The sequence below is a fragment of the Bacteroides stercoris ATCC 43183 genome, assembly GCF_025147325.1.
Lineage (GTDB): Bacteria > Bacteroidota > Bacteroidia > Bacteroidales > Bacteroidaceae > Bacteroides > Bacteroides stercoris.
Window position 1 is genome coordinate 1619354 of record NZ_CP102262.1, and the last position, 19210, is coordinate 1638563.

Consider the following 19210-nt stretch of genomic DNA (forward strand, 5'->3'; position numbering starts at 1 on the left):
ACTGCAATGATAAAAATATTTCCTACCATTCAGATAAAAGAACTGGATGCCTATACGATAGAGAATGAGCCGATTGCTTCCATAGACCTTATGGAGCGCGCTTCGCAGGCTTTGGCAAAAGCCATATCCGAGCGCTGGGGAGCTGAAACCCCTTTTACGGTATTTGCCGGCCCCGGCAACAATGGGGGAGACGCGCTGGCTGTTTCGCGTCTGCTGGCAGAGCAGGGATATCGGGTGGAGGTATATCTCTTTAATACGAAAGGTACTTTGTCTCCGGATTGCGAAACGAACAAGGAACGTTTGGCAAGGGTTTCCGGAATTGATTTTCATGAGATAACCACGCAATTCGTGCCACCAGTGCTGACAGCGGAGCATGTAGTTGTAGACGGACTGTTCGGCAGCGGACTGAACAAACCCTTGAGCGGTGGTTTCGCTGCGGTAGTGAAGTACATCAACTCCTCGCCGGCTACGGTAGTTGCCATTGATGTGCCTTCCGGTTTAATGGGAGAGGATAATACCTATAATATTCAGGCTAATATCATCCGTGCAGACCTGACGCTAAGCTTGCAACTGCCGAAGCTGGCTTTTCTCTTTGCCGAGAACGAACCGTTTGTGGGTGAGTGGCAGTTGCTGGATATCGGTTTGAGTGAGGAAGCCATTACAGAAAAGGAAACGGATTTTGCGTTGACGGAACACGAGGATATGGCATCGGTGCTGAAGCCACGCGGCAAGTTTGCACATAAAGGAAGCTTCGGACGCGCCTTGTTGATAGCAGGTTCGCAAGGAATGGCGGGAGCGTCGGTGCTTGCGACACGTGCTTGCCTGCGCTCCGGAGTGGGATTGCTTACGGTTCATATTCCTTTTTGCAATAATTTTATCGTGCAGACTGCCGTACCGGAGGCCATGACGGAAATAGATATAAACGATGTCCGTTTTTCTTGTGCCACTGATACTGACGATTATCAGGCGGTGGGTATCGGTCCGGGATTAGGCAGGGCGGAAGATACCGAAGCAGCTTTACTGGATCAGATAGATTCTTGCCAGACGCCCATGATAGTGGATGCCGATGCGTTGAACCTGTTGGGCGAACATCGCAGTTACATCGGTCGTTTGCCCAAAGGCAGCATTCTCACTCCGCATCCCAAAGAATTGGAACGGTTGGTCGGGAAATGTCAGAACTCGTACGAACGTTTGACAAAAGCCCGTGAACTGGCAAAAAGCGCCGGAGTATACATTATATTGAAAGGTGCTTATTCCGTTATTATTGCACCGTCGGGAAAGTGCTGGTTTAATCCTACCGGAAATCCCGGCATGGCGACAGGGGGTAGCGGTGATGTGCTTACGGGTGTCGTATTGGCCTTGCTGGCGCAGGGATACGATGCGGAAACTGCTGCACGTATGGCCGCTTATGTCCATGGACTGGCGGGAGATATTGCTTGCAAGAAGCATGGAGCAATGGGTATGACGGCAGGGGATATTGTTACTTGCTTACCGTTGGCATGGCGGATGCTGGAGGAGAAATTGTAAACTGTATGTTAATGTTGGTATTTCAATATTCTGATGTTTTAAAAACTAATAGATTCGTTTTTTTACATTCTTGTAGTAATATGGAAACAACCTTGCCTCAGTTCATATTTAATGTAGCACTTTTCTGCTCTCTTCAAGTCGCGCAATACCTCGGACAGCACCAGCTTCAATGTATCCGAACTGACATCCTGTAACGGACGTCCGTCTTCATCCTCTACCTTCTGGAAGCGTTTCCAACTGACATCGAATGTCGTGCCGTAGCAATGAGCGGAATTTTCGGATGCATTGCCGTTGCGACGGCGCAAACGCTTGACATCGTCTTTTGTACGCAGTACGGAAGTTACTGTAATCTTGTTCGGATTCAGGCCTTTGGCAGCCAGGGAATCGAGAAAGTTATAACCGATTGTATCGAGCAGGGCAGCCGCTCCCGGAATGAGATACGGGACGGAATGCGTCAAAGAATCAACCGCGTACAAATCATTTGTAGCGATATACTGCAACTTTTCTTTCATCTTTTCCGCTTCCTCGCGCGATGCTAAAGGACGGATGCCGATAGCCTGCGCTACATTCAAATGCTTTTCATTCAAATCGCCGAAAGAACGTTTGTAACTGATAACACCCCGTATGTTGTGCGGCTCATTCAGCTTGAGGGACATGTCTTTTTTCTTACATCCAGCCAGGCAGCAAGTTATTGCCATGCCTGCCAATAAAAACAGGGAAATGAAACGGCTTTTATTATACATAATTAATTCTGAACTTTGTAGAATTGTGTAATTTGTGGTGAAAACTCCTGCAAAGATAGTGTAATCCTATAGAACAATTGGAAGAGTTTGCTGCTTTTTTCCCCTCTTTTTGTACCTTTGCAGCCAAATTCAGGAATAAAAAGAAACGTGCAGCGATATTTTATCTATTTGGCCTACGACGGCACAGCTTATCATGGCTGGCAGATTCAGCCCAACGGTGCAAGTGTGCAGGAGTGTTTGATGAAAGCACTCTCTACCTTGTTGCGGCGTGAAGTGGAGGTGGTGGGTGCCGGACGCACCGATGCCGGTGTACATGCTTCCCTAATGGTGGCACATTTTGACAGTGAAACTCCGTTGGATGTGATATTCATGATGGATAAGCTGAACCGCCTGCTTCCCCCGGATATTTCCGTTTACCGTCTGCGTGCCGTACGTCCCGATGCTCATGCGCGCTTTGATGCCACGGCACGTACATACAAATACTATGTTACTACGGCCAAGATGCCTTTCAATCGTCAGTATCGTTGCCGTCTGTTCCAGACTCCGGACTTTGAACGGATGAACGAAGCTGCCCGGACTTTGTTTGAATATACGGATTTTACCAGTTTCAGCAAGTTGCATACCGATGTCAAAACCAATAATTGCAAGATAATGCACGCTGCCTGGACGCAGGTAGATGAAGTGACCTGGGTATTTACCATTCAGGCCGACCGTTTTCTGCGGAACATGGTACGTGCTGTAGTGGGTACATTGCTCGAAGTCGGCAGGGGTAAACTTACCATCGGGGGCTTTCGCCGGGTTATCGAACAAAAAGACCGGTGCCGTGCAGGAACTTCCGTTCCCGGTAACGCTTTGTTCCTTGTAGATGTTGCCTATCCTGAAGAAACTTTTATTAGCGGTTAGTGGTTAGTGATAAGTGATTACTTTTACTCTTTCTCTTCTTGTAATATAGCTAATTCATAACTTATAACTCATAATTCATAGCTAAAATCAATGTGGTTATTATTAGCCTTTCTCTCGGCAGCCTTGTTGGGATTTTATGATGCTTTCAAGAAGCAGGCGCTCAAAGACAATGCCGTGCTTCCGGTTTTGTTTTTGAATACGGTATTTTCCAGTTTAATATTTCTTCCGTTTATTCTGGTATCGTGTTTTGCTCCTGCTGTGTTGGGAGGTACGATGTTTGATGTTCCTGTAGTGGGATGGGGTGTGCATAAATTTATCATCATCAAATCTTTCATCGTTCTTTCCTCGTGGATATTCGGATATTTCGGAATGAAGCACTTGCCGCTTACCATTGTAGGCCCGATTAATGCAACGCGTCCGGTAATGGTACTTGTGGGAGCCATGCTTGTATTCGGCGAGCGGCTCAATCTGTATCAATGGATAGGTGTGATGTTGGCAGTCCTGTCGTTCTTTATGTTAAGCCGTTCCGGTAAGAAAGAGGGTATCGACTTCAAGCACAATAAATGGATTCTCTTTATTGTACTGGCGGCCGTGACGGGTGCTGTCAGCGGATTATACGACAAGTATCTGATGAAGCAGCTGCCGCCTATGGTGGTGCAGTCATGGTACAACATCTATCAGGTGTTTATCATGTGTCCCATTATCCTGTTGCTGTGGTATCCCAAGAGAAAGGAAAGTACACCGTTCCGTTGGGATTGGACTATCATCGGTATATCCGTCTTTCTTTGTGCGGCAGACTTTGTGTATTTCTATGCCTTGAGTTATGAGGATTCCATGATTTCTATCGTATCTATGGTACGACGTGGCAGTGTGGTTGTTTCTTTCCTGTTCGGCGCCCTTTTCTTCCGTGAAAAGAATTTAAAAAGCAAGGCGGTAGACCTCATTTTGGTGCTGATTGGAATGTTCTTCCTATATTTGGGGAGCAAATAGAATTTCAATAGCGCGTATGGCAGAAGATTTGTGTATCAGTAATGGCGGCAAAGAAGAGAAGTATCGTATGTTGCTTCCGCAAATTAAGTGTCTGATTGAAGGAGAGGATGACCTTATCGCCAATCTGGCTAATGTTGCGGCTGCACTGAAAGAGACTTTTCACTTTTTCTGGGTGGGATTTTATCTGGTGAAAGGTGAGGAGCTGGTGCTTGCCCCTTTTCAGGGTCCGGTGGCTTGTACCAGAATAAAGAAAGGGCGTGGCGTTTGCGGAAAGGCCTGGGAGAGGGCTGAAATATTGGTTGTACCGGATGTGGATGCTTTTCCTGGTCATATAGCATGCAGTTCTTTGTCGCGTTCGGAAATAGTGCTTCCGCTTCTTCGTGCAAAGGGAGAAGTTTGGGGTGTGCTGGATGTGGACAGTGAAAACTTGAATAGTTTTGATGAGGTGGATGCGCGTTTTTTGCAGGAGTTGTGTTCTTATCTGTAAGGTGATTTTTATAATAATAAGATTTTAGTATTGATAAAATATTATAGGGATATGGTGAAGAAGTTGATAGTCTTTTTATTTGTAGTAGGTATGGGCATTGGTTCTTTGTCGGCGCAACTGGCAAAAACTTGTTTTACCAATATGCCCGATTCTCTGAGTCCGTTGCTTACGGCTGTGAATCGTGCCGACTTCATTGACTTCTTGGAGAGCAAGATGAAAGCGGAAGTAACCAATCGTTTTGGCGGTAAGTCGGAAATGACTGAGCTTACTCCCGATTATATCCGTGTGCAGGTAACACCTCAAAGTACCTGGCAGATGAAACTTTTGTCAGTGAACGACAGTACCCGTCTTATCTGTACTGTTTCTACAGTTTGTGCTCCGGCTTGTGACAGTCATATCAAGTTTTATACTACCGGTTGGGAAGAGTTACCCGCTGCATCCTATCTGGCATCATTACCTAATATGGATGATTTTATTGTGCCTGCTTCCGATACGGTAGATGTGTACCGCTATCAGGATGCTCGCCTTCAGGCTGATATGCTTTTAATGAAAGCCGACCTTTCGGGCAAGGACGCTACGCTGACTTTTACTTTTACCACTCCCGACTATATGGAAAAAGAAACAGCGGAAAAACTGAAACCGTTTCTCCGCGATCCTATAATCTATACGTGGAAAGAAGGGAAGTTCAATAATTAAGTATAAGGTATAAAGTAATAAGGCTTACAGAAGCTAAGCTAATGTAGAATATCAGAGGAACAGTGTAGATTTCCTTATTTCTTATACTTAATTCTTCATGTTTGATTTTTATTTTACTTTGATTTTGTCGAATCCTTCTCCGTATACTCCGATTACCTGACTTTGTGACACGAAAGCATTCGGGTCTATGTCTTTTATCAGCCGAAAGATAATGGTTGATTCCCGTTTTTTGGCAAGTACAAACAGCATTTTTATTTCCTTGCCGGTATAGAATCCGGAAGCATTTATAACTGTCGCGCCGCGGTGAGGATACACATTGATATGTCTGGCTATCTCCTCATACTTTTCGCTGATGATGAAAAACTGCACGGATTGGCGTGCACTGTTTACTACTTGATCCAGAACGAAACTACAGATGTATAGGGTGACGTAGCCGTATACTACTTTTTCCCAGTCTTTCAGCACGAAGTAGCTGGAAGAGATGATGATAAGGTCACAAAACAGCATGACCCGCCCCAGTGTAATGTCCCTGTATTTGTTGATGATAGCGGCGATAATATCCGTTCCGCCCGTACTTCCGTTCGAAGAGAAAGCAATGCCGATGCCGCCGCCACAGAAAGATGCTCCGATGACACATGCCATGAAAGGCTGGTCGTTCAGTAGGTGAACGCCGTCTGTCAGTTGCTGAATGATTGGCAGAAAGGAAGTCAGGGTAAAAACGGCAAAAATTGTCTTGATGCTGAACTTCCATCCTAAAATACGGATAGCAAGCAATAACAGTAGGAAGTTGATGCCGAAATAAACATATTGTACCGGCAGTCCTGTTGCAAAATATACCAGTGAGGCAATACCTGGTACTCCGCCTGTGGTAATATCGTTGGGAAGCAGGAATACTGTCCACCCGATACCATACATAATCATGCCTAAAGCAATCATTAAATAATCCCGCATTTCACGAAATATGTTCTGCCGGGAAGGAATGTGCATGTTCATTTGTAGTTTGCAGTTAGATTTGCGGCAAATTTAGATATAAATCACGATTTATATGCCAGTGGGATATGAAAAAATCAAGACCACCCCTATCTTTATGGCGTGGAGGTCTCAGTGTGTGAGCCTCAAAATAAATGTTTCACGAGCTCTTAGTCTCAAAATGTAATAGCCTATGCGGATAGTATGTGGTCTTGACGTACACAAAGATAGTGTATTTGTTTGTATTCTCAACGAAAAAGGTGAGAAATTTGAAGCCAAGTACGGTGTTTTGACACCTGAACTGGAAGAGCTGCATCAACTTCTCCTTACTCATGAAGTTAAGGAAGTTACTATGGAAAGCACCAGTATTTACTGGTATCCCATCTGGCGCATTCTCAGTGACATAGAATGTCTGAAGTTGGTCAACCCCTACTTCATCAAGCAGCTTCCCGGCAGAAAAAGTGATGTCCGTGACGCTGCCTGGATAGCCGAATGTACCATGAAGGATCTCATCCGTGGCAGTTTCGTGCCGGATGAGATAGTGCAGCGCATGCGTCAGTATAACCGACGCATTTTTGACTTGAACAAGGAGAAGGTCTATAAACTGACCAAACTGGATGCCTTGCTTCAACGTTGCAATATCCGTATCAGCAACTACGTATCTTCTACAGACAGTAAGAGCTACAAAGATGTGGTGAAATTGCTTTCCGAAGGAATTGTCAATGCGGAAAAGCTGACGGAGGCCATCCATGGACGGACGGTGAACCGTGTCGGAAAAGAAGTAATTACAGCCGCTCTGACAGGAGTTGTCAATGAAGTGGACATAGACCTGATACGCCAGTACCGGGAGGAAATCCTTATGGATGACAAGCATCTGAAAGAGTGCCAGGAAAAACTGACGGAAATCTGCAGGAAAGAGTTCCCCAGGGAGTTCGATAATCTTCAGACGATACCCGGTGTAAAGGAACGCTCGGCAACCTCCATACTCTCTGAATTAGGGGCCGACATGAAGATGTTTATTACAGCGGCTGCATTGGTGTCGTGGTGCGGGCTCAAACCACGGAATGAAGAAAGCGCAGGAAAAATCAAATCACGAAGAATCACACATGGTAACAAGTACATCAGAAAGACTATGATTGAATGCGCATGGGGAGCCAGCCGGACACAAAACTGTTTTTACTCGAATTTCAGTTACACACAAACTGTCGTCAGAAGGAAGAATGCCATGAAAGTGAAAGTGGCCATAGCGCGGAAAATGCTTGTTGTCATTTGGCACGTGTTGAGTGATGGTGTTCCATACAATGATTATAAGAAGCCTGAAGCTATTGCAGAAGGCAACTCATAATATACCGCTTATTGTAAGGCCAGTATCTTTGTGGTAGCATAGACTCCGTTTTGCAAATTGACTGATGCTTTAAGCGGCTTAGAATGCCAGTGTTAGGAAATAAAGCCTGAAGAGGAAAATGATACTTTTTATATTGTATATCTGACTGCTCTTGATAGAACGGTCAATACATTCATGCTCATTAATACCATAAACTAAGTAAAGGAGCCATAAAGACAGGGGTAATCTTTATCTTTTCATAGAGGAAAGATAGATATTTTATCAATCTCGAAATATAAGTTATCGGTTATTTGTATTAGTTCGGATGAAATAAATTTGCTTGTGGTAATCACACTATGTTGATTGTTGAATTTATAAAATTTTTGGTTGACAAGCATTCATGATGTTTTTTCGGTTTACATCTTGGTTTACATGCACCCCCTGAAACCGCCTAAATCTATGCTTGTAGTAACCTCTTAAAAGCAGAAAACCTCGACAGTTAATTGCTTAACTATCAAGGTTTTCATTAAGAGCGGAAGACGGGGCTCAAACCCGCGACCCTCAGCTTGGAAGGCTAATGCTCTATCAACTGAGCTACTTCCGCAATTTTAGTGGGCAAAGATGGATTCGAACCACCGAAGGCGTAAGCCAGCAGATTTACAGTCTGCCCCATTTGGCCACTCTGGTATTTGCCCTTTTGCTGTTGAGAACTACTTTAAATCTCTCTTTAAGCAGCTTTGTTTCTCAATTGCGATGCAAAGGTACAACTATTTTTGTAAACTCCAAGCAAAATCTATCATTTTTATTGCAGTAATTGCACATTCATCACCTTTATTACCCAGCTTGCCGCCTGCGCGATCCTCCGCTTGCTCCATTGTATTGGTGGTAATTAATCCGTAAATTACTGGAACATCGCCACTTGCATTTAATTGAGTGATGCCTTGAGTTGCACCCATGCAAACATAATCAAAATGCGGTGTTTCTCCACGAACTACGCAACCAATTGCAATTACAGCATCAACTTCGCTGTATTCTATAAGTTGATTGGCACCGAAAGTTAGTTCAAAACTTCCGGGAACGGTTTTTACCATGATATTTTCGTCTTTAGCTCCGTGTTTTTTTAAGGTGTCAACTGCTCCTTTTAAAAGAGCGCCGGTGATATTGTAATTCCATTCGGATACTACAATACCGAATTTCATATTCTCTGCACTAGGCACTGAGTTGAAATCATAATCCGAAAGGTTGTGATAAGCTGTAGCCATAATAAATTAAAGATTAAAAATTAAATAAATTGGAAAGTATAAATGAAGAGCACGGATTACACGGCACTCACGGTTTTGACTTCCGTGTATATCCGTGTAATCCGTGCTCGAAATATCTTATAAATAGGGTATGAATTACTTCTTTAAGAGCTTAGCTTGTTCGATGTATTTATCAATGTCCATAGCTTGATATGAACGGAAGTATTTGTCCTTAATAGAAGTATATGCTTTGATGGCATCGTCATACTTACCCTGCTTAACCAGAATTTCTCCGGCTTGCTTCAGATAGATAGGGCTAAGTGTACTATTATCTGCTTCATCAGCTGCTTTCAGCAACATGGAAGATGCCTTATCTAGTTGACCGAGTTGAGCGTAGCAATTACCCATAGCGCCTTTCATTGCAGGAGCTACCATTTGGTCATCTCCGTCAAAGCTCTCCAATGCTTTTACGGCTTCATCGAATTTGCCAAGATGTGCATAGCAAAGACCAGCATATGCCTTGGCAAGATTGGCTGCATCTGTACCGCTGTATTGGTCGGCTATCTTGATGAAACCTACGTAACCGATGCTATCGCCGTTCAGGGCTTCTGCAAAAGCATCAGCTTCAAAATATTCTTGTCCTTTAAAAAGGGCTGCCTGTGCTTTTTCCTCACGAGGTGCTGCATAGAGGTTCTTGTACATTACTATACCTGCTATAATGATGATTATAGCTAAAATAGCACCGATAATTGTCTTTTTGTTTTTGATGAGAAATGCCTCTGATTGTGTAAGTGCCTCTTCCACGTTTAAGGCTTCGTTCGTCTTTTTTTGTTCTGCCATTTCTTATATATTCTTTTTGTTATTATTCATTAATAGCTAATTCGACCCGCAAAAGTAAGTTTTTTATAGCTATCAACGAAATTTAGCGGCATCTTTTTTTATTTTGTATTCCAAAACCATAGATTTATTTTGTTTTGCGTTGTCTTTCAGGATACAATGAAGATAAGTTGTACTTTGGCAGAATAAAATGAATGCATTCGTTTTATTCTGCTCCCAGTTTGTATTATCTTTGCTGGGAAAAGTAACGATAAACTGTCATATGATACTGAAACGCATATCCATACTTAATTATAAAAATCTGGAGCAGGTAGAACTTGCTTTTTCTCCGAAACTAAATACTTTCTTCGGACAGAACGGAATGGGAAAGACAAACTTGCTGGATGCTGTTTATTTTCTCTCTTTCTGCAAAAGTGCGGGGAATCCTATTGATTCGCAGAATATAAGGCATGATTCGGATTTTTTCGTTATACAAGGATTTTACGAAGCTGCGGATGGTACGCCGGAAGAAATTTATTGCGGCATGAAGCGTCGTCAGAAGAAGCAATTCAAGCGGAATAAAAAGGAGTATACACGTTTGTCCGATCATATTGGTTTCTTGCCGTTAGTGATGGTATCTCCTGCCGATTCGGTCTTGATAAGTGGAGGCAGTGATGAGCGTCGCCGCTTTATGGATGTAGTGATTTCACAGTATGACAAAGAATATTTGGATGCATTGATTCGTTATAATAAAGCATTGGCACAACGGAATACATTGCTTAAGAGTGAGATGCCGGTGGAGGAAGAGCTTTTTCTGGTATGGGAGGAGATGATGGCTCAGGCAGGTGAAGTGGTATTCCATAAGCGGGAAGAGTTTATCAGGGAATTTATTCCTATTTTCCAGTCTTTTTATTCGTTTATTTCACAGGATAAGGAGAAGGTCGGGTTAACTTATGATTCGCATGCTCGTGACGCTTCTTTGTTGGCTGTATTAAAGGAGAACCGTATGCGGGATCAGATAATGGGATTTTCTCTGCGTGGGATACATAAAGATGAACTGAATATGTTGTTGGGGGATTTCCCTATTAAACGGGAAGGCTCGCAAGGACAGAATAAAACGTATCTGGTAGCTCTAAAGCTGGCACAGTTTGACTTTCTGAAACGGACGGGTACCACAGTTCCGTTACTGCTGCTGGATGACATTTTCGATAAATTGGATGCGTCGCGTGTAGAGCAGATAATTAAACTGGTGGCAGGTGATAACTTTGGACAGATCTTTATAACAGATACCAATCGTGAACATTTGGATCGTATTCTGCATAAGGTGGGCAGTGATTATAAAATGTTCCGTGTAGAGAAAGGTAACATTTCGGAAATGGTAGAGACCCAGATAGCGGTTGGTGAGGAAAATGAAGCATGAAACGGAATGATGCAGAACAGATAGGAAAACTGATACGAAGCTTTCTGAGGCAGGAGAGTTTGGAGTCTCCGCTGAATGAACGGCGGCTCATCAACTCGTGGGCAGAAGTTTTGGGACCGGTCATTGCTTCTTATACACGTGAACTTTATATAAAGAATCAGGTGCTGTACGTGCATCTTACTTCTGCTGCCCTTCGTCAGGAACTGATGATGGGAAGAGATTTGTTGGTACGTAATCTGAACCGGCATGTGGGGGCACAGGTGATTACTAATATTATATTCCGGTGATATGCGTACTTGCTGTTGGCATTTTAATACATCATCTTCAATGTATCTGTGGTTTTAATCTTCAATTCCTTTAGTTCTTGTAAGGCACGTTCATAATAGATAGGAACTTCTAAATCGTTATTATTGTGCGCGTCCATACCGATAATGGCTGTGCACCCTTCATTGGCAGCAATGTGCCAGAAATTCGGGCAGGGATAGGTGTTTAACCCGTGTTCCTCATTGTATGCCACATATCCGATGTTATATTCCAACGGAATGTTAAGCCGGGCTGCGGTCCGACAGATATGTCGGCTGATTGTGGCACAGTGATGATCGAATTTGGGATAAGAGCGCATGAATAAGTCAGGGTGGGCAAGACAATTATACAGACCGCTCTCCATCCCTTCGATAGCACTCTCTTCGTATAAGTCGAGCATATCCCGATTGTTTGTGTGATGTCCGAAATAAGGGAATTTTTCATCCGTGTGGAAATGGTGGTTGCCGAAAAGGATGTAGTTCAACTGGTACTTTTTAATCTGTTCTTTCAGCCAAGGGATATATTCGGGAAAGTATTCGCATTCCAAGCCTATTTTTATGTCGATTTGCTCCCGGTATTTTTCTCGTAAATATTGCAGGCTTTCTATATACTCCGGCAATTCCTCGGGAAGCATGCGCATATCGGCTACGTAGCTGGTACGGTACTTCCAAGGGGTATGGTCGGAGAAACCAAGTATCTGGAAACCGCCTTTGATAGCGCTGAGAACATATTCTTCATCGCTTCCGACGGCATGCATGCAACGTGTGGTATGAGTGTGATAGTTTGTTTTCATTGTTGTGTTATGATTTCGTCCATACGGATGTCGAATGGTTCTGCCGGAACTTCTTCTACTATTTGAAACGGAAAGCAAATGCCGACTTTGTATGCGGAAGGTATGCGGGGAAGCAGCCGGTCGTAGTACCCCTTTCCTCTTCCCAGCCGGTTTCCGTCACGGTCGAATGCTACCCCCGGAACAATGACAAGGTCTATTGTGGCATAGTCGGTGAACAATGCTCCCGTAGGCTCCTCGATACCATATGCTCCAATAGCAAGGTCGGCAGGACTTGTATATACGCGAAGTTCCAAATCGTTACCTATGACAACAGGCAGGAGTATTTTTTTCTTTGTACTCCATTTTCTGATGAAGTCATGTGTGTGTACTTCGTCCGGCAATGAGTGATATAATAATATAATGCTTGCCGCTCTAAAGACCGGATGTGCTTCGAGAGCGGCAAGTATCTCAGCAGATTGATGCGTAGCGGTAGATTTGTGAAGGGTCTTCAGTAAAGCTATACGCTTGCGCAGTTCTTTTTTCTTTTCCATTGGTATTCTCCTCTTCTTGACCGGCTTGTAGCGGAGCTTTCGGGAAAGCTTCGCCACGTTCCAGGATTTCCAACGCTTTTTTTACAGTAGCGTCACTCTCGTTGATATATCGGATATAGGCTTCTTTACCCAACGTATTGTAGATGATATTGCCGTAGAGGTTCCGTTCCAGTAATTTATAGGAACGGTGTATCAGCAGATTGCGTCTTTTCACTCCTTTGGAATCGGCAAAACGTATGAATTGCTCTACAATACCTTGGCGGCGCAGGTATTTCAGTAAATCCTGTTCATTTTCGAACGCACTCAACTTGGCACGGTTACGGTCGGTGTATTGGAAACTGAACTGTATAATCAACCCCCTGTTGCTGACCTCTATCAGATAAGAAGATACTCCGGTTGTGTCTTGAGGTACGAATACATCGGGCATAATGCCGCCACCGCCGTAAACGGGACGTCCCAGTCCGGTGGAGTAGCGCAGGCTTTCGTCGAGTTTGATGCTGTCTTTAGAGAAGAACTCTCCATGTTCATAGCGGGTCAGCCAATCCATTTCGTATTTAGAGTCTTTCCCGCTTTCGTAGGGACGCTGGATGCAACGTCCGGATGGAGTATAGTAGCGAGCAATAGTCAGGCGAATGGCGGAACCGTCACTGAAATCAATAGGTTGTTGTACCAAGCCTTTGCCAAAAGAACGGCGTCCAACGATAGTTCCCCGGTCGTTGTCCTGAATAGCACCTGCAAAGATCTCACTGGCAGAAGCCGAACCTTCATCTACCAATACAACGAGTGGTGTCTTTTGGCAGCTACCCGTACCGTTGGCATACTCTTCCATGCGCGGATATTTACGTCCTTGTGTATATACAATGAGTTTCCCTTCCGGAAGGAACTCGTTTACCATACGGGTCGCGGCTTCCATGTAACCGCCGGTATTACCACGCAGGTCGATGATGAAACCTTTACATTTTTGATGGCTTAGTTGGGCAATGGCATTCAGCAGTTCTACGTGTGAGGTACGTCCGAACTTGCTGACTTGTATGTAGCCGAAATCATCGTTGAGCATATAAGCGGCATCAATCGTGTTCTGGGGAATGTCGCCGCGTGTAATGGTGAAATCCAACAGCTCTTTTTCGGTGGCGCGCTTCACTCCTAACTTCACTTGTGTGCCTTTAGGTCCTTTCAGATTGCGCATGGCTTTTTCATTAGTCAGCCCTTTGCCAACGAACAGGCTGTCGTTTACCATGACAATGCGGTCACCTGCCATGAGTCCTACTTTTTCGGACGGACCGCCTTGTATTACGCTGTTCACGTGTATGGTATCTTCTTGTATGGTAAACTGGATACCGATACCGCTGAAGCTGCCTTCCAGTTCAGAATTGACTGCTTCCAATTTCTGTGCGGGAATATAAGTGGAGTGTGGGTCAAGTTCTGCCAATATCTGCGGCATTGCTTTTTCTACCAGATCGGTCATGTTGACGCTGTCCACATACTGGTCGTCTACCACCCGCAGTAACGCATTCAGCTTGTTGGACGAGCCGTTGATAATCCCCAAACGGTTTCCTGCGAAATGTTTGGCATAAAAAGTTCCGATAAGTATGCCCGCTACTACACTGATTGCAATAATGAGAGGTGTGAAACGGGAAGAGTTTTTTGTACCCATAATGATATGTACTATATTTTACGATTTACTATTTGGCTGTGCACGAAGTTATCAACTCTCAATTGACATATATATTACTTCGATACCTGCACGTTTCAGCAGTTCGATGCCGTCTTCCAAACGATATTTTTCAGAGTATACGACACGCTTGATTCCTGCCTGGATGATAAGTTTGGCACATTCTATACAGGGAGAGGCAGTGACGTACATTGTGGCACCGTTGCTGCTGTTGTTGGAGCGTGCTATCTTGGTAATGGCATTGGCTTCGGCATGGAGCACATAGGGTTTGGTGAGATTGTTTTCATCTTCACATACATTCTCAAAACCGGATGGCGTGCCGTTATATCCGTCCGAGATAATCATTTTATCCTTTACGATGAGTGCACCCACCTGACGACGTTGACAGTATGAGTTTTCCGCCCATATGCTTGCCATGCGTATATAACGTTTGTCTAAGGCTTCTTGTTTACTTCTCTTGGTTTCATCCATATTTCAGTTGTATTTAGCGGGCTGTAAATCCCATGACTTTTGTTGTATTTCCGTCTTTGAAGTAAAGAGTAATATTATGTATATCCCCTTCGTATTTGAACACATTCTGTATACCGTTGATGAATACTTTAGCCAACTTATCGCTTTCTGTACCGATAACTTTTCCTTTGATGCTTATGGTATGTTCCTTTCCGTCTATTTTCAGAACTGCATCATTGATACTCGAGTTGACGGCATGGACATTAACCGTACCGGTAACTTCTCCGTTCACTTCGGCACAGTTAAAGTTTAGAGTGTAGTTTCCTTCTGCCCTGAAAGTATTGAGTTCACGGTCGATTTCTTCTTTACTTTCGTTGCTCCACAAGCCTTGATAGAATTGTTCTTTTCCTTTTTCGGTGGCGATACGAACCAATTTCCAGGTTTTGTTGTTGAAGATTTCCATTACATCATCCTCATTGTTGCAAGCGCCCAAGCCGAGAAGCATGGATGTAATCATCAGGCAACAGACTATTGTCTTTATTTTGATTTTTTCTTTCATCTTTTTATTCCGTTTCTGATTAATAGCGCATCTATGGTAGGTTCTTGTCCGCGGAAACGCTTGTAGAGCGTCATGGGATGTTCCGTACCTCCTTTCGACAGGATATTCCGGCGGAAAGAGTTGGCTACTTCCGGATTGAAAATGCCGCATTGCTTGAACAGCGAGAAAGCATCCGCATCCAGCACTTCCGCCCATTTATAGCTGTAATACCCGGCAGAATATCCGCCCGCAAAAATGTGTGAGAACTGGGTGCTCATACAGGTTTCCTCTACAACAGGGAGTATTTGTGCTTTATCCCAAGCCTTCTTCTCATAAGCTTTAACATCCCCTTCGAAAGGGGGATTGCGTGTATACCATGCCATATCCAGCAATCCGAAACTTACTTGGCGCAGGCAGGCATAAGCCACGTTGAAATTCGATGAGTCTACAATGCGCTGCACCAGTTCGTCGGGGATGAGTTCGCCGGTTTGGTAGTGGCGGGCAAAGGTGTGCAGGAACTCTTTTTCAATGGCAAAGTTTTCCATGAACTGAGAAGGCAGTTCTACAAAGTCCCAATAAACATTTGTGCCGCTTAAACTTTCGTAAGTGGAGTTGGCAAATATCTCGTGCAAGCTGTGCCCGAACTCGTGCAGGAAAGTTTCCACTTCATCGAAAGTTAGTAGGGCGGGCTTGTTTTGTGTGGGTTTGGTAAAATTCATCACGATAGATACGTGCGGACGGCTGTTTTCGCCGCTTTTCTCATCTGTCCACTGCCCTTTGTAGCTCGTCATCCATGCACCGGAGCGTTTTCCGGCTCTGGGATGAAAGTCTGTATAGAGTACAGCAAGATATGTGCCGTCTTTATCAAATACTTCGTAGGCTTCCACATCCTTGTGATAAACAGGAATGCCGGGATTCTTCTTGAATGTGATGCCGTACAGCCTGCTTGCCAGTCCGAATACTCCTTCTTTAACTTTGCTTAGCTCAAAGTAGGGACGAAGCATTTCATCATTAACACTGAACTTCCGGTCTTTCAGCTTTTGGGAATAGTAACTCCAGTCCCATGGCATGAGATTGAAGCTTTCTCCTTCTTCGTTGCGTGCCAGTGCCTGCACTTCAGCATATTCTTTTTGTGCGGTGGGTGTATATGCTTCTAACAGTTGGTTCAGCAGTTTGTATACAGCGTCGCTGTTTTGTGCCATTCGTTCTTTCAGGTTGTATTCGGCAAAGTTGTCGTAACCCAGCAGTTGGGCGATTTCCATGCGGACGTTGGCAATTTTCTTTACGATTTCCAGATTGTTGCAGGCATTGTCATGCGTGCATTTGGTATTATATGCCATGTAAAGTTCTTGGCGCAGGTCGCGGTTGTCGGCATACGTCATGAAAGGGCTGTAACTTGGGGCATGCAGGGTGAATACCCAACCTTTCACACCTTTTTCCTGCGCTGTCTCTGCGGCGGCATCAACGGCGCTTTCAGGCAGACCGGACAACTGTGACTTATTGGTCAGCACCAATTGGTAGTCGTTTGTCTCTTTCAGGGCATTTTCACTGAACTGCAGTGTCAACAAGCTTAATTCTTTGCACAATTTACGGTACTTTTCCTTGGCATCTCCTTGCAGGTTTGCTCCGTTGCGGACAAAGCCGGTGTAGATGTCTTCCAGTAGCTTGGACTGTTCCGGAGTAAGTTTATTCTTGTCTGTCAGCTCATATGCGGCTTTGATGCGGGCAAATAGCTTTTCGTTGAGGCTGATGTTGTTTTCATGTTCGCTCATCAGTGGCATGATTTCCCGGGCAAGTTCCTGCAATTCATCGCTGGTTTCGGCGCTGAGCAGATTGCCGAATACGGTAGTGACACGATGCAACAGTTCTCCGGACTTCTCGTAGGGCACTATCGTGTTTTCAAAAGTCGGAGCAGCAGGGTTATTGATGATCGCATCTATTTCTGCATTTTGCCGGCGGATGCCTTCATGTATGGCAGGTGCGTAATGTTCAGTCTTTATCAGATTAAAAGGAACAGTTCCATGTGGAGTTGAATACTTTTCAAAGAAAGGATTTGAGGCTTGTATCATAGTCATAAAACAAAGTAATATTAGTGTAAGTTTAAGTCTTGTCATATACCTATCTCTTGAAGAAAATAAATTAATTGCAAATGTGCAAAAAAAATAGGCGACTTCATAAAAGAAGCCGCCTATTTTTTATTATTTTCTAACTGTATATTAGCAGTTAACAGATGCCATGTGAGCAATCAGGTCAAGAACCTTGTTAGAATAACCGATTTCGTTGTCGTACCAAGATACAACTTTAACGAAAGTATCAGTCAAAGCGATACCTGCCTTAGCATCGAAGATAGAAGTGCGAGTGTCACCCAAGAAATCAGAAGAAACAACTGCATCTTCAGTGTAACCCAGAACACCTTTCAGTTCGCCTTCAGAAGCTTCTTTCATGGCAGCGCAGATTTCAGCGTAAGTAGCCGGTTTAGCCAAGTTAACAGTCAAGTCAACTACAGAAACGTCCAAAGTCGGAACACGCATAGACATACCAGTCAGTTTACCGTTCAAAGCCGGAATAACTTTACCTACAGCCTTAGCAGCACCAGTAGAAGAAGGAATGATGTTGCCTGCAGCAGCACGACCACCTCTCCAGTCTTTCATAGAAGGACCGTCAACTGTTTTCTGAGTAGCAGTTGTAGAGTGAACTGTAGTCATCAAACCGTCAGTGATACCCCATTTATCGTTCAATACTTTAGCGATAGGAGCCAAGCAGTTAGTAGTACAAGAAGCGTTAGATACGAATTGAGTACCCTTAACATAAGTCTTTTCGTTAACACCGCAAACGAACATCGGAGTGTCATCCTTAGAAGGAGCAGACATTACAACGTATTTTGCACCAGCTTCGATGTGAGCCTGAGCTTTTTCCTTAGTCAGGAACAAACCGGTAGATTCAACTACGTATTCAGCACCTACTTCGTTCCATTTCAGGTCAGCCGGGTTCTTTTCAGCAGTGATACGGATAGATTGACCGTTAACGATCAGTTTGCTGTTTTCAACATCAGCTTCGATAGTACCGTCGAATTGACCGTGCATAGTATCATACTTCAGCATGTAAGCCAAGTAATCTACCGGGCAAAGGTCGTTAATACCAACGATTTGAATATCGTTTCTTTTCTGAGCAGCGCGGAATACGAAACGTCCGATACGTCCGAATCCATTAATACCTACTTTAATCATTTTGTTTAAACTTTTAAGGGTTTTATAATGTTTAAAATTAAACTTTCAAACTTTTACAGCATTTCTTTTACGAATTGCGCTGCAAAAGTAAGAAAATGTTTTTATATTCGTATCCAAAATCATAATTAAATAATTGAAAAGATGGGAAAAAGTTCATTTTTACAGGAATTTAAGGCTTTTGCCATGAAAGGCAATGTGGTCGATATGGCTGTCGGTGTTATCATTGGAGGTGCGTTTGGCAAGATTGTATCTTCAGTTGTGGCTGATGTGATAATGCCTCCTTTGGGCTTGCTGATAGGCGGTGTAAACTTTACCGATTTAAAATGGGTGATGAAGCCTGCCGAAGTAGTGGATGGCAAGGAGATAGCCGCTGTAACGTTGAATTACGGAAATTTCCTGCAGGCCACTTTCGACTTTCTCATTATCGCTTTTTCTATCTTTATGTTTATTAAGTTGATAACCAAGCTGACGGAAAAGAAAAAAGCGGAAACGCCTGCTGCTCCTCCTGCACCGCCCGCACCAAGTAAGGAAGAAGTGTTGTTGACGGAAATTCGCGATATATTGAAAGAAAAATAATCACG

Annotated in this window: 20 protein-coding genes and 2 tRNA genes; 9 read left to right on the plus strand and 13 right to left on the minus strand. The window is 44.0% G+C overall.

Annotated features, from left to right (window positions below; genetic code table 11):
- The first annotated feature begins 9 nt into the window (after positions 1 to 9).
- On the plus strand, positions 10 to 1527 hold the full coding sequence (locus NQ565_RS06635; RefSeq protein ID WP_040316362.1) for a bifunctional ADP-dependent NAD(P)H-hydrate dehydratase/NAD(P)H-hydrate epimerase: 1518 nt from the start codon (positions 10 to 12) through the stop codon (positions 1525 to 1527).
- A 62-nt stretch (positions 1528 to 1589) separates the two neighbouring features.
- On the opposite strand, the gene NQ565_RS06640 is transcribed toward NQ565_RS06635, so the two are convergent.
- Entirely contained in the window at positions 1590 to 2270 is a 681-nt protein-coding gene (locus NQ565_RS06640; protein ID WP_005657961.1) for a DUF5715 family protein, read from the minus strand.
- 147 nt (positions 2271 to 2417) lie between these two features.
- Between NQ565_RS06640 and truA the strand changes: the two genes are divergently transcribed.
- The 4 genes from truA (at position 2418) to NQ565_RS06660 (ending at position 5346) form a co-directional block, all read left to right on the plus strand.
- On the plus strand, positions 2418 to 3173 hold the full coding sequence (gene truA, locus NQ565_RS06645; RefSeq protein WP_005657959.1) for a tRNA pseudouridine(38-40) synthase TruA: 756 nt from the start codon (positions 2418 to 2420) through the stop codon (positions 3171 to 3173).
- A gap of 90 nt (positions 3174 to 3263) precedes the next feature.
- Complete coding sequence (locus tag NQ565_RS06650) at positions 3264 to 4163, plus strand: DMT family transporter (RefSeq protein WP_005657957.1); 900 nt, start codon at positions 3264 to 3266, stop codon at positions 4161 to 4163.
- Between the two features lie 16 nt (positions 4164 to 4179).
- Positions 4180 to 4650: a GAF domain-containing protein gene (locus tag NQ565_RS06655; RefSeq protein ID WP_005657955.1), complete on the plus strand. Its 471-nt coding sequence runs from the start codon at positions 4180 to 4182 to the stop codon at positions 4648 to 4650.
- 51 nt (positions 4651 to 4701) lie between these two features.
- Positions 4702 to 5346: a DUF3256 family protein gene (locus NQ565_RS06660; RefSeq protein WP_005657954.1), complete on the plus strand. Its 645-nt coding sequence runs from the start codon at positions 4702 to 4704 to the stop codon at positions 5344 to 5346.
- A 108-nt stretch (positions 5347 to 5454) separates the two neighbouring features.
- Here NQ565_RS06660 and NQ565_RS06665 read toward each other — a convergent pair whose 3' ends face one another.
- On the minus strand, positions 5455 to 6339 hold the full coding sequence (locus tag NQ565_RS06665) for a YitT family protein (protein ID WP_005657952.1): 885 nt from the start codon (positions 6337 to 6339) through the stop codon (positions 5455 to 5457).
- Between the two features lie 169 nt (positions 6340 to 6508).
- Here NQ565_RS06665 and NQ565_RS06670 point away from each other — a divergent pair, with 169 nt between their 5' ends.
- Positions 6509 to 7660 (plus strand): IS110 family RNA-guided transposase, encoded by a 1152-nt coding sequence (locus tag NQ565_RS06670; RefSeq protein ID WP_005654610.1) that lies wholly within the window; start codon positions 6509 to 6511, stop codon positions 7658 to 7660.
- A 510-nt stretch (positions 7661 to 8170) separates the two neighbouring features.
- On the opposite strand, the gene NQ565_RS06675 is transcribed toward NQ565_RS06670, so the two are convergent.
- The 4 genes from NQ565_RS06675 to NQ565_RS06690 all read right to left on the minus strand — a co-directional run bounded on the left by NQ565_RS06675 (position 8171) and on the right by NQ565_RS06690 (position 9720).
- A tRNA-Gly gene (locus NQ565_RS06675) sits at positions 8171 to 8243 on the minus strand.
- An 8-nt stretch (positions 8244 to 8251) separates the two neighbouring features.
- Positions 8252 to 8334 (minus strand) — tRNA-Tyr (locus NQ565_RS06680).
- A 72-nt stretch (positions 8335 to 8406) separates the two neighbouring features.
- Complete coding sequence (gene ribH / locus NQ565_RS06685) at positions 8407 to 8901, minus strand: 6,7-dimethyl-8-ribityllumazine synthase (RefSeq protein ID WP_005657950.1); 495 nt, start codon at positions 8899 to 8901, stop codon at positions 8407 to 8409.
- 135 nt (positions 8902 to 9036) lie between these two features.
- A complete protein-coding gene (locus tag NQ565_RS06690) occupies positions 9037 to 9720 on the minus strand; it encodes a tetratricopeptide repeat protein (RefSeq protein ID WP_005657948.1) in 684 nt (227 codons plus the stop codon).
- Positions 9721 to 9979: 259 nt separating this feature from the next.
- Here NQ565_RS06690 and recF point away from each other — a divergent pair, with 259 nt between their 5' ends.
- Positions 9980 to 11116: a DNA replication/repair protein RecF gene (recF, locus tag NQ565_RS06695; protein ID WP_005657946.1), complete on the plus strand. Its 1137-nt coding sequence runs from the start codon at positions 9980 to 9982 to the stop codon at positions 11114 to 11116.
- Positions 11113 to 11403, plus strand: a complete 291-nt coding sequence (locus NQ565_RS06700; RefSeq protein ID WP_005657944.1) for a DciA family protein — start codon at positions 11113 to 11115, stop codon at positions 11401 to 11403. The genes recF and NQ565_RS06700 overlap by 4 nt, the downstream gene beginning before the upstream one ends.
- A 23-nt stretch (positions 11404 to 11426) precedes the next feature.
- Here the strand turns inward: NQ565_RS06700 and NQ565_RS06705 are convergent, their stop codons facing one another.
- The 7 genes from NQ565_RS06705 to gap form a co-directional block, all read right to left on the minus strand.
- Complete coding sequence (locus NQ565_RS06705; protein WP_040316314.1) at positions 11427 to 12212, minus strand: histidinol-phosphatase; 786 nt, start codon at positions 12210 to 12212, stop codon at positions 11427 to 11429.
- The gene (locus NQ565_RS06710) at positions 12209 to 12742 is read right to left on the minus strand and encodes a 5-formyltetrahydrofolate cyclo-ligase (RefSeq protein ID WP_050759569.1); all 534 of its coding nucleotides are present in this window, start codon (positions 12740 to 12742) and stop codon (positions 12209 to 12211) included. The genes NQ565_RS06705 and NQ565_RS06710 overlap by 4 nt, the downstream gene beginning before the upstream one ends.
- The gene (locus NQ565_RS06715; protein WP_005657938.1) at positions 12660 to 14396 is read right to left on the minus strand and encodes a S41 family peptidase; all 1737 of its coding nucleotides are present in this window, start codon (positions 14394 to 14396) and stop codon (positions 12660 to 12662) included. Before NQ565_RS06715 ends, NQ565_RS06710 begins: the two co-directional genes overlap by 83 nt.
- A gap of 51 nt (positions 14397 to 14447) precedes the next feature.
- Complete coding sequence (locus NQ565_RS06720) at positions 14448 to 14885, minus strand: dCMP deaminase family protein (RefSeq protein WP_005657936.1); 438 nt, start codon at positions 14883 to 14885, stop codon at positions 14448 to 14450.
- Positions 14886 to 14898: 13 nt separating this feature from the next.
- Complete coding sequence (locus tag NQ565_RS06725; protein WP_005657934.1) at positions 14899 to 15423, minus strand: DUF4847 family protein; 525 nt, start codon at positions 15421 to 15423, stop codon at positions 14899 to 14901.
- Entirely contained in the window at positions 15420 to 17477 is a 2058-nt protein-coding gene (locus NQ565_RS06730; RefSeq protein WP_005657932.1) for a M3 family metallopeptidase, read from the minus strand. Before NQ565_RS06730 ends, NQ565_RS06725 begins: the two co-directional genes overlap by 4 nt.
- Before the next feature lie 141 nt (positions 17478 to 17618).
- Positions 17619 to 18629 (minus strand): type I glyceraldehyde-3-phosphate dehydrogenase, encoded by a 1011-nt coding sequence (gap, locus tag NQ565_RS06735; protein WP_005657928.1) that lies wholly within the window; start codon positions 18627 to 18629, stop codon positions 17619 to 17621.
- A gap of 141 nt (positions 18630 to 18770) precedes the next feature.
- Between gap and mscL the strand changes: the two genes are divergently transcribed.
- Entirely contained in the window at positions 18771 to 19205 is a 435-nt protein-coding gene (mscL, locus tag NQ565_RS06740) for a large-conductance mechanosensitive channel protein MscL (RefSeq protein ID WP_005657926.1), read from the plus strand.
- The last annotated feature ends 5 nt before the right edge of the window (positions 19206 to 19210 follow it).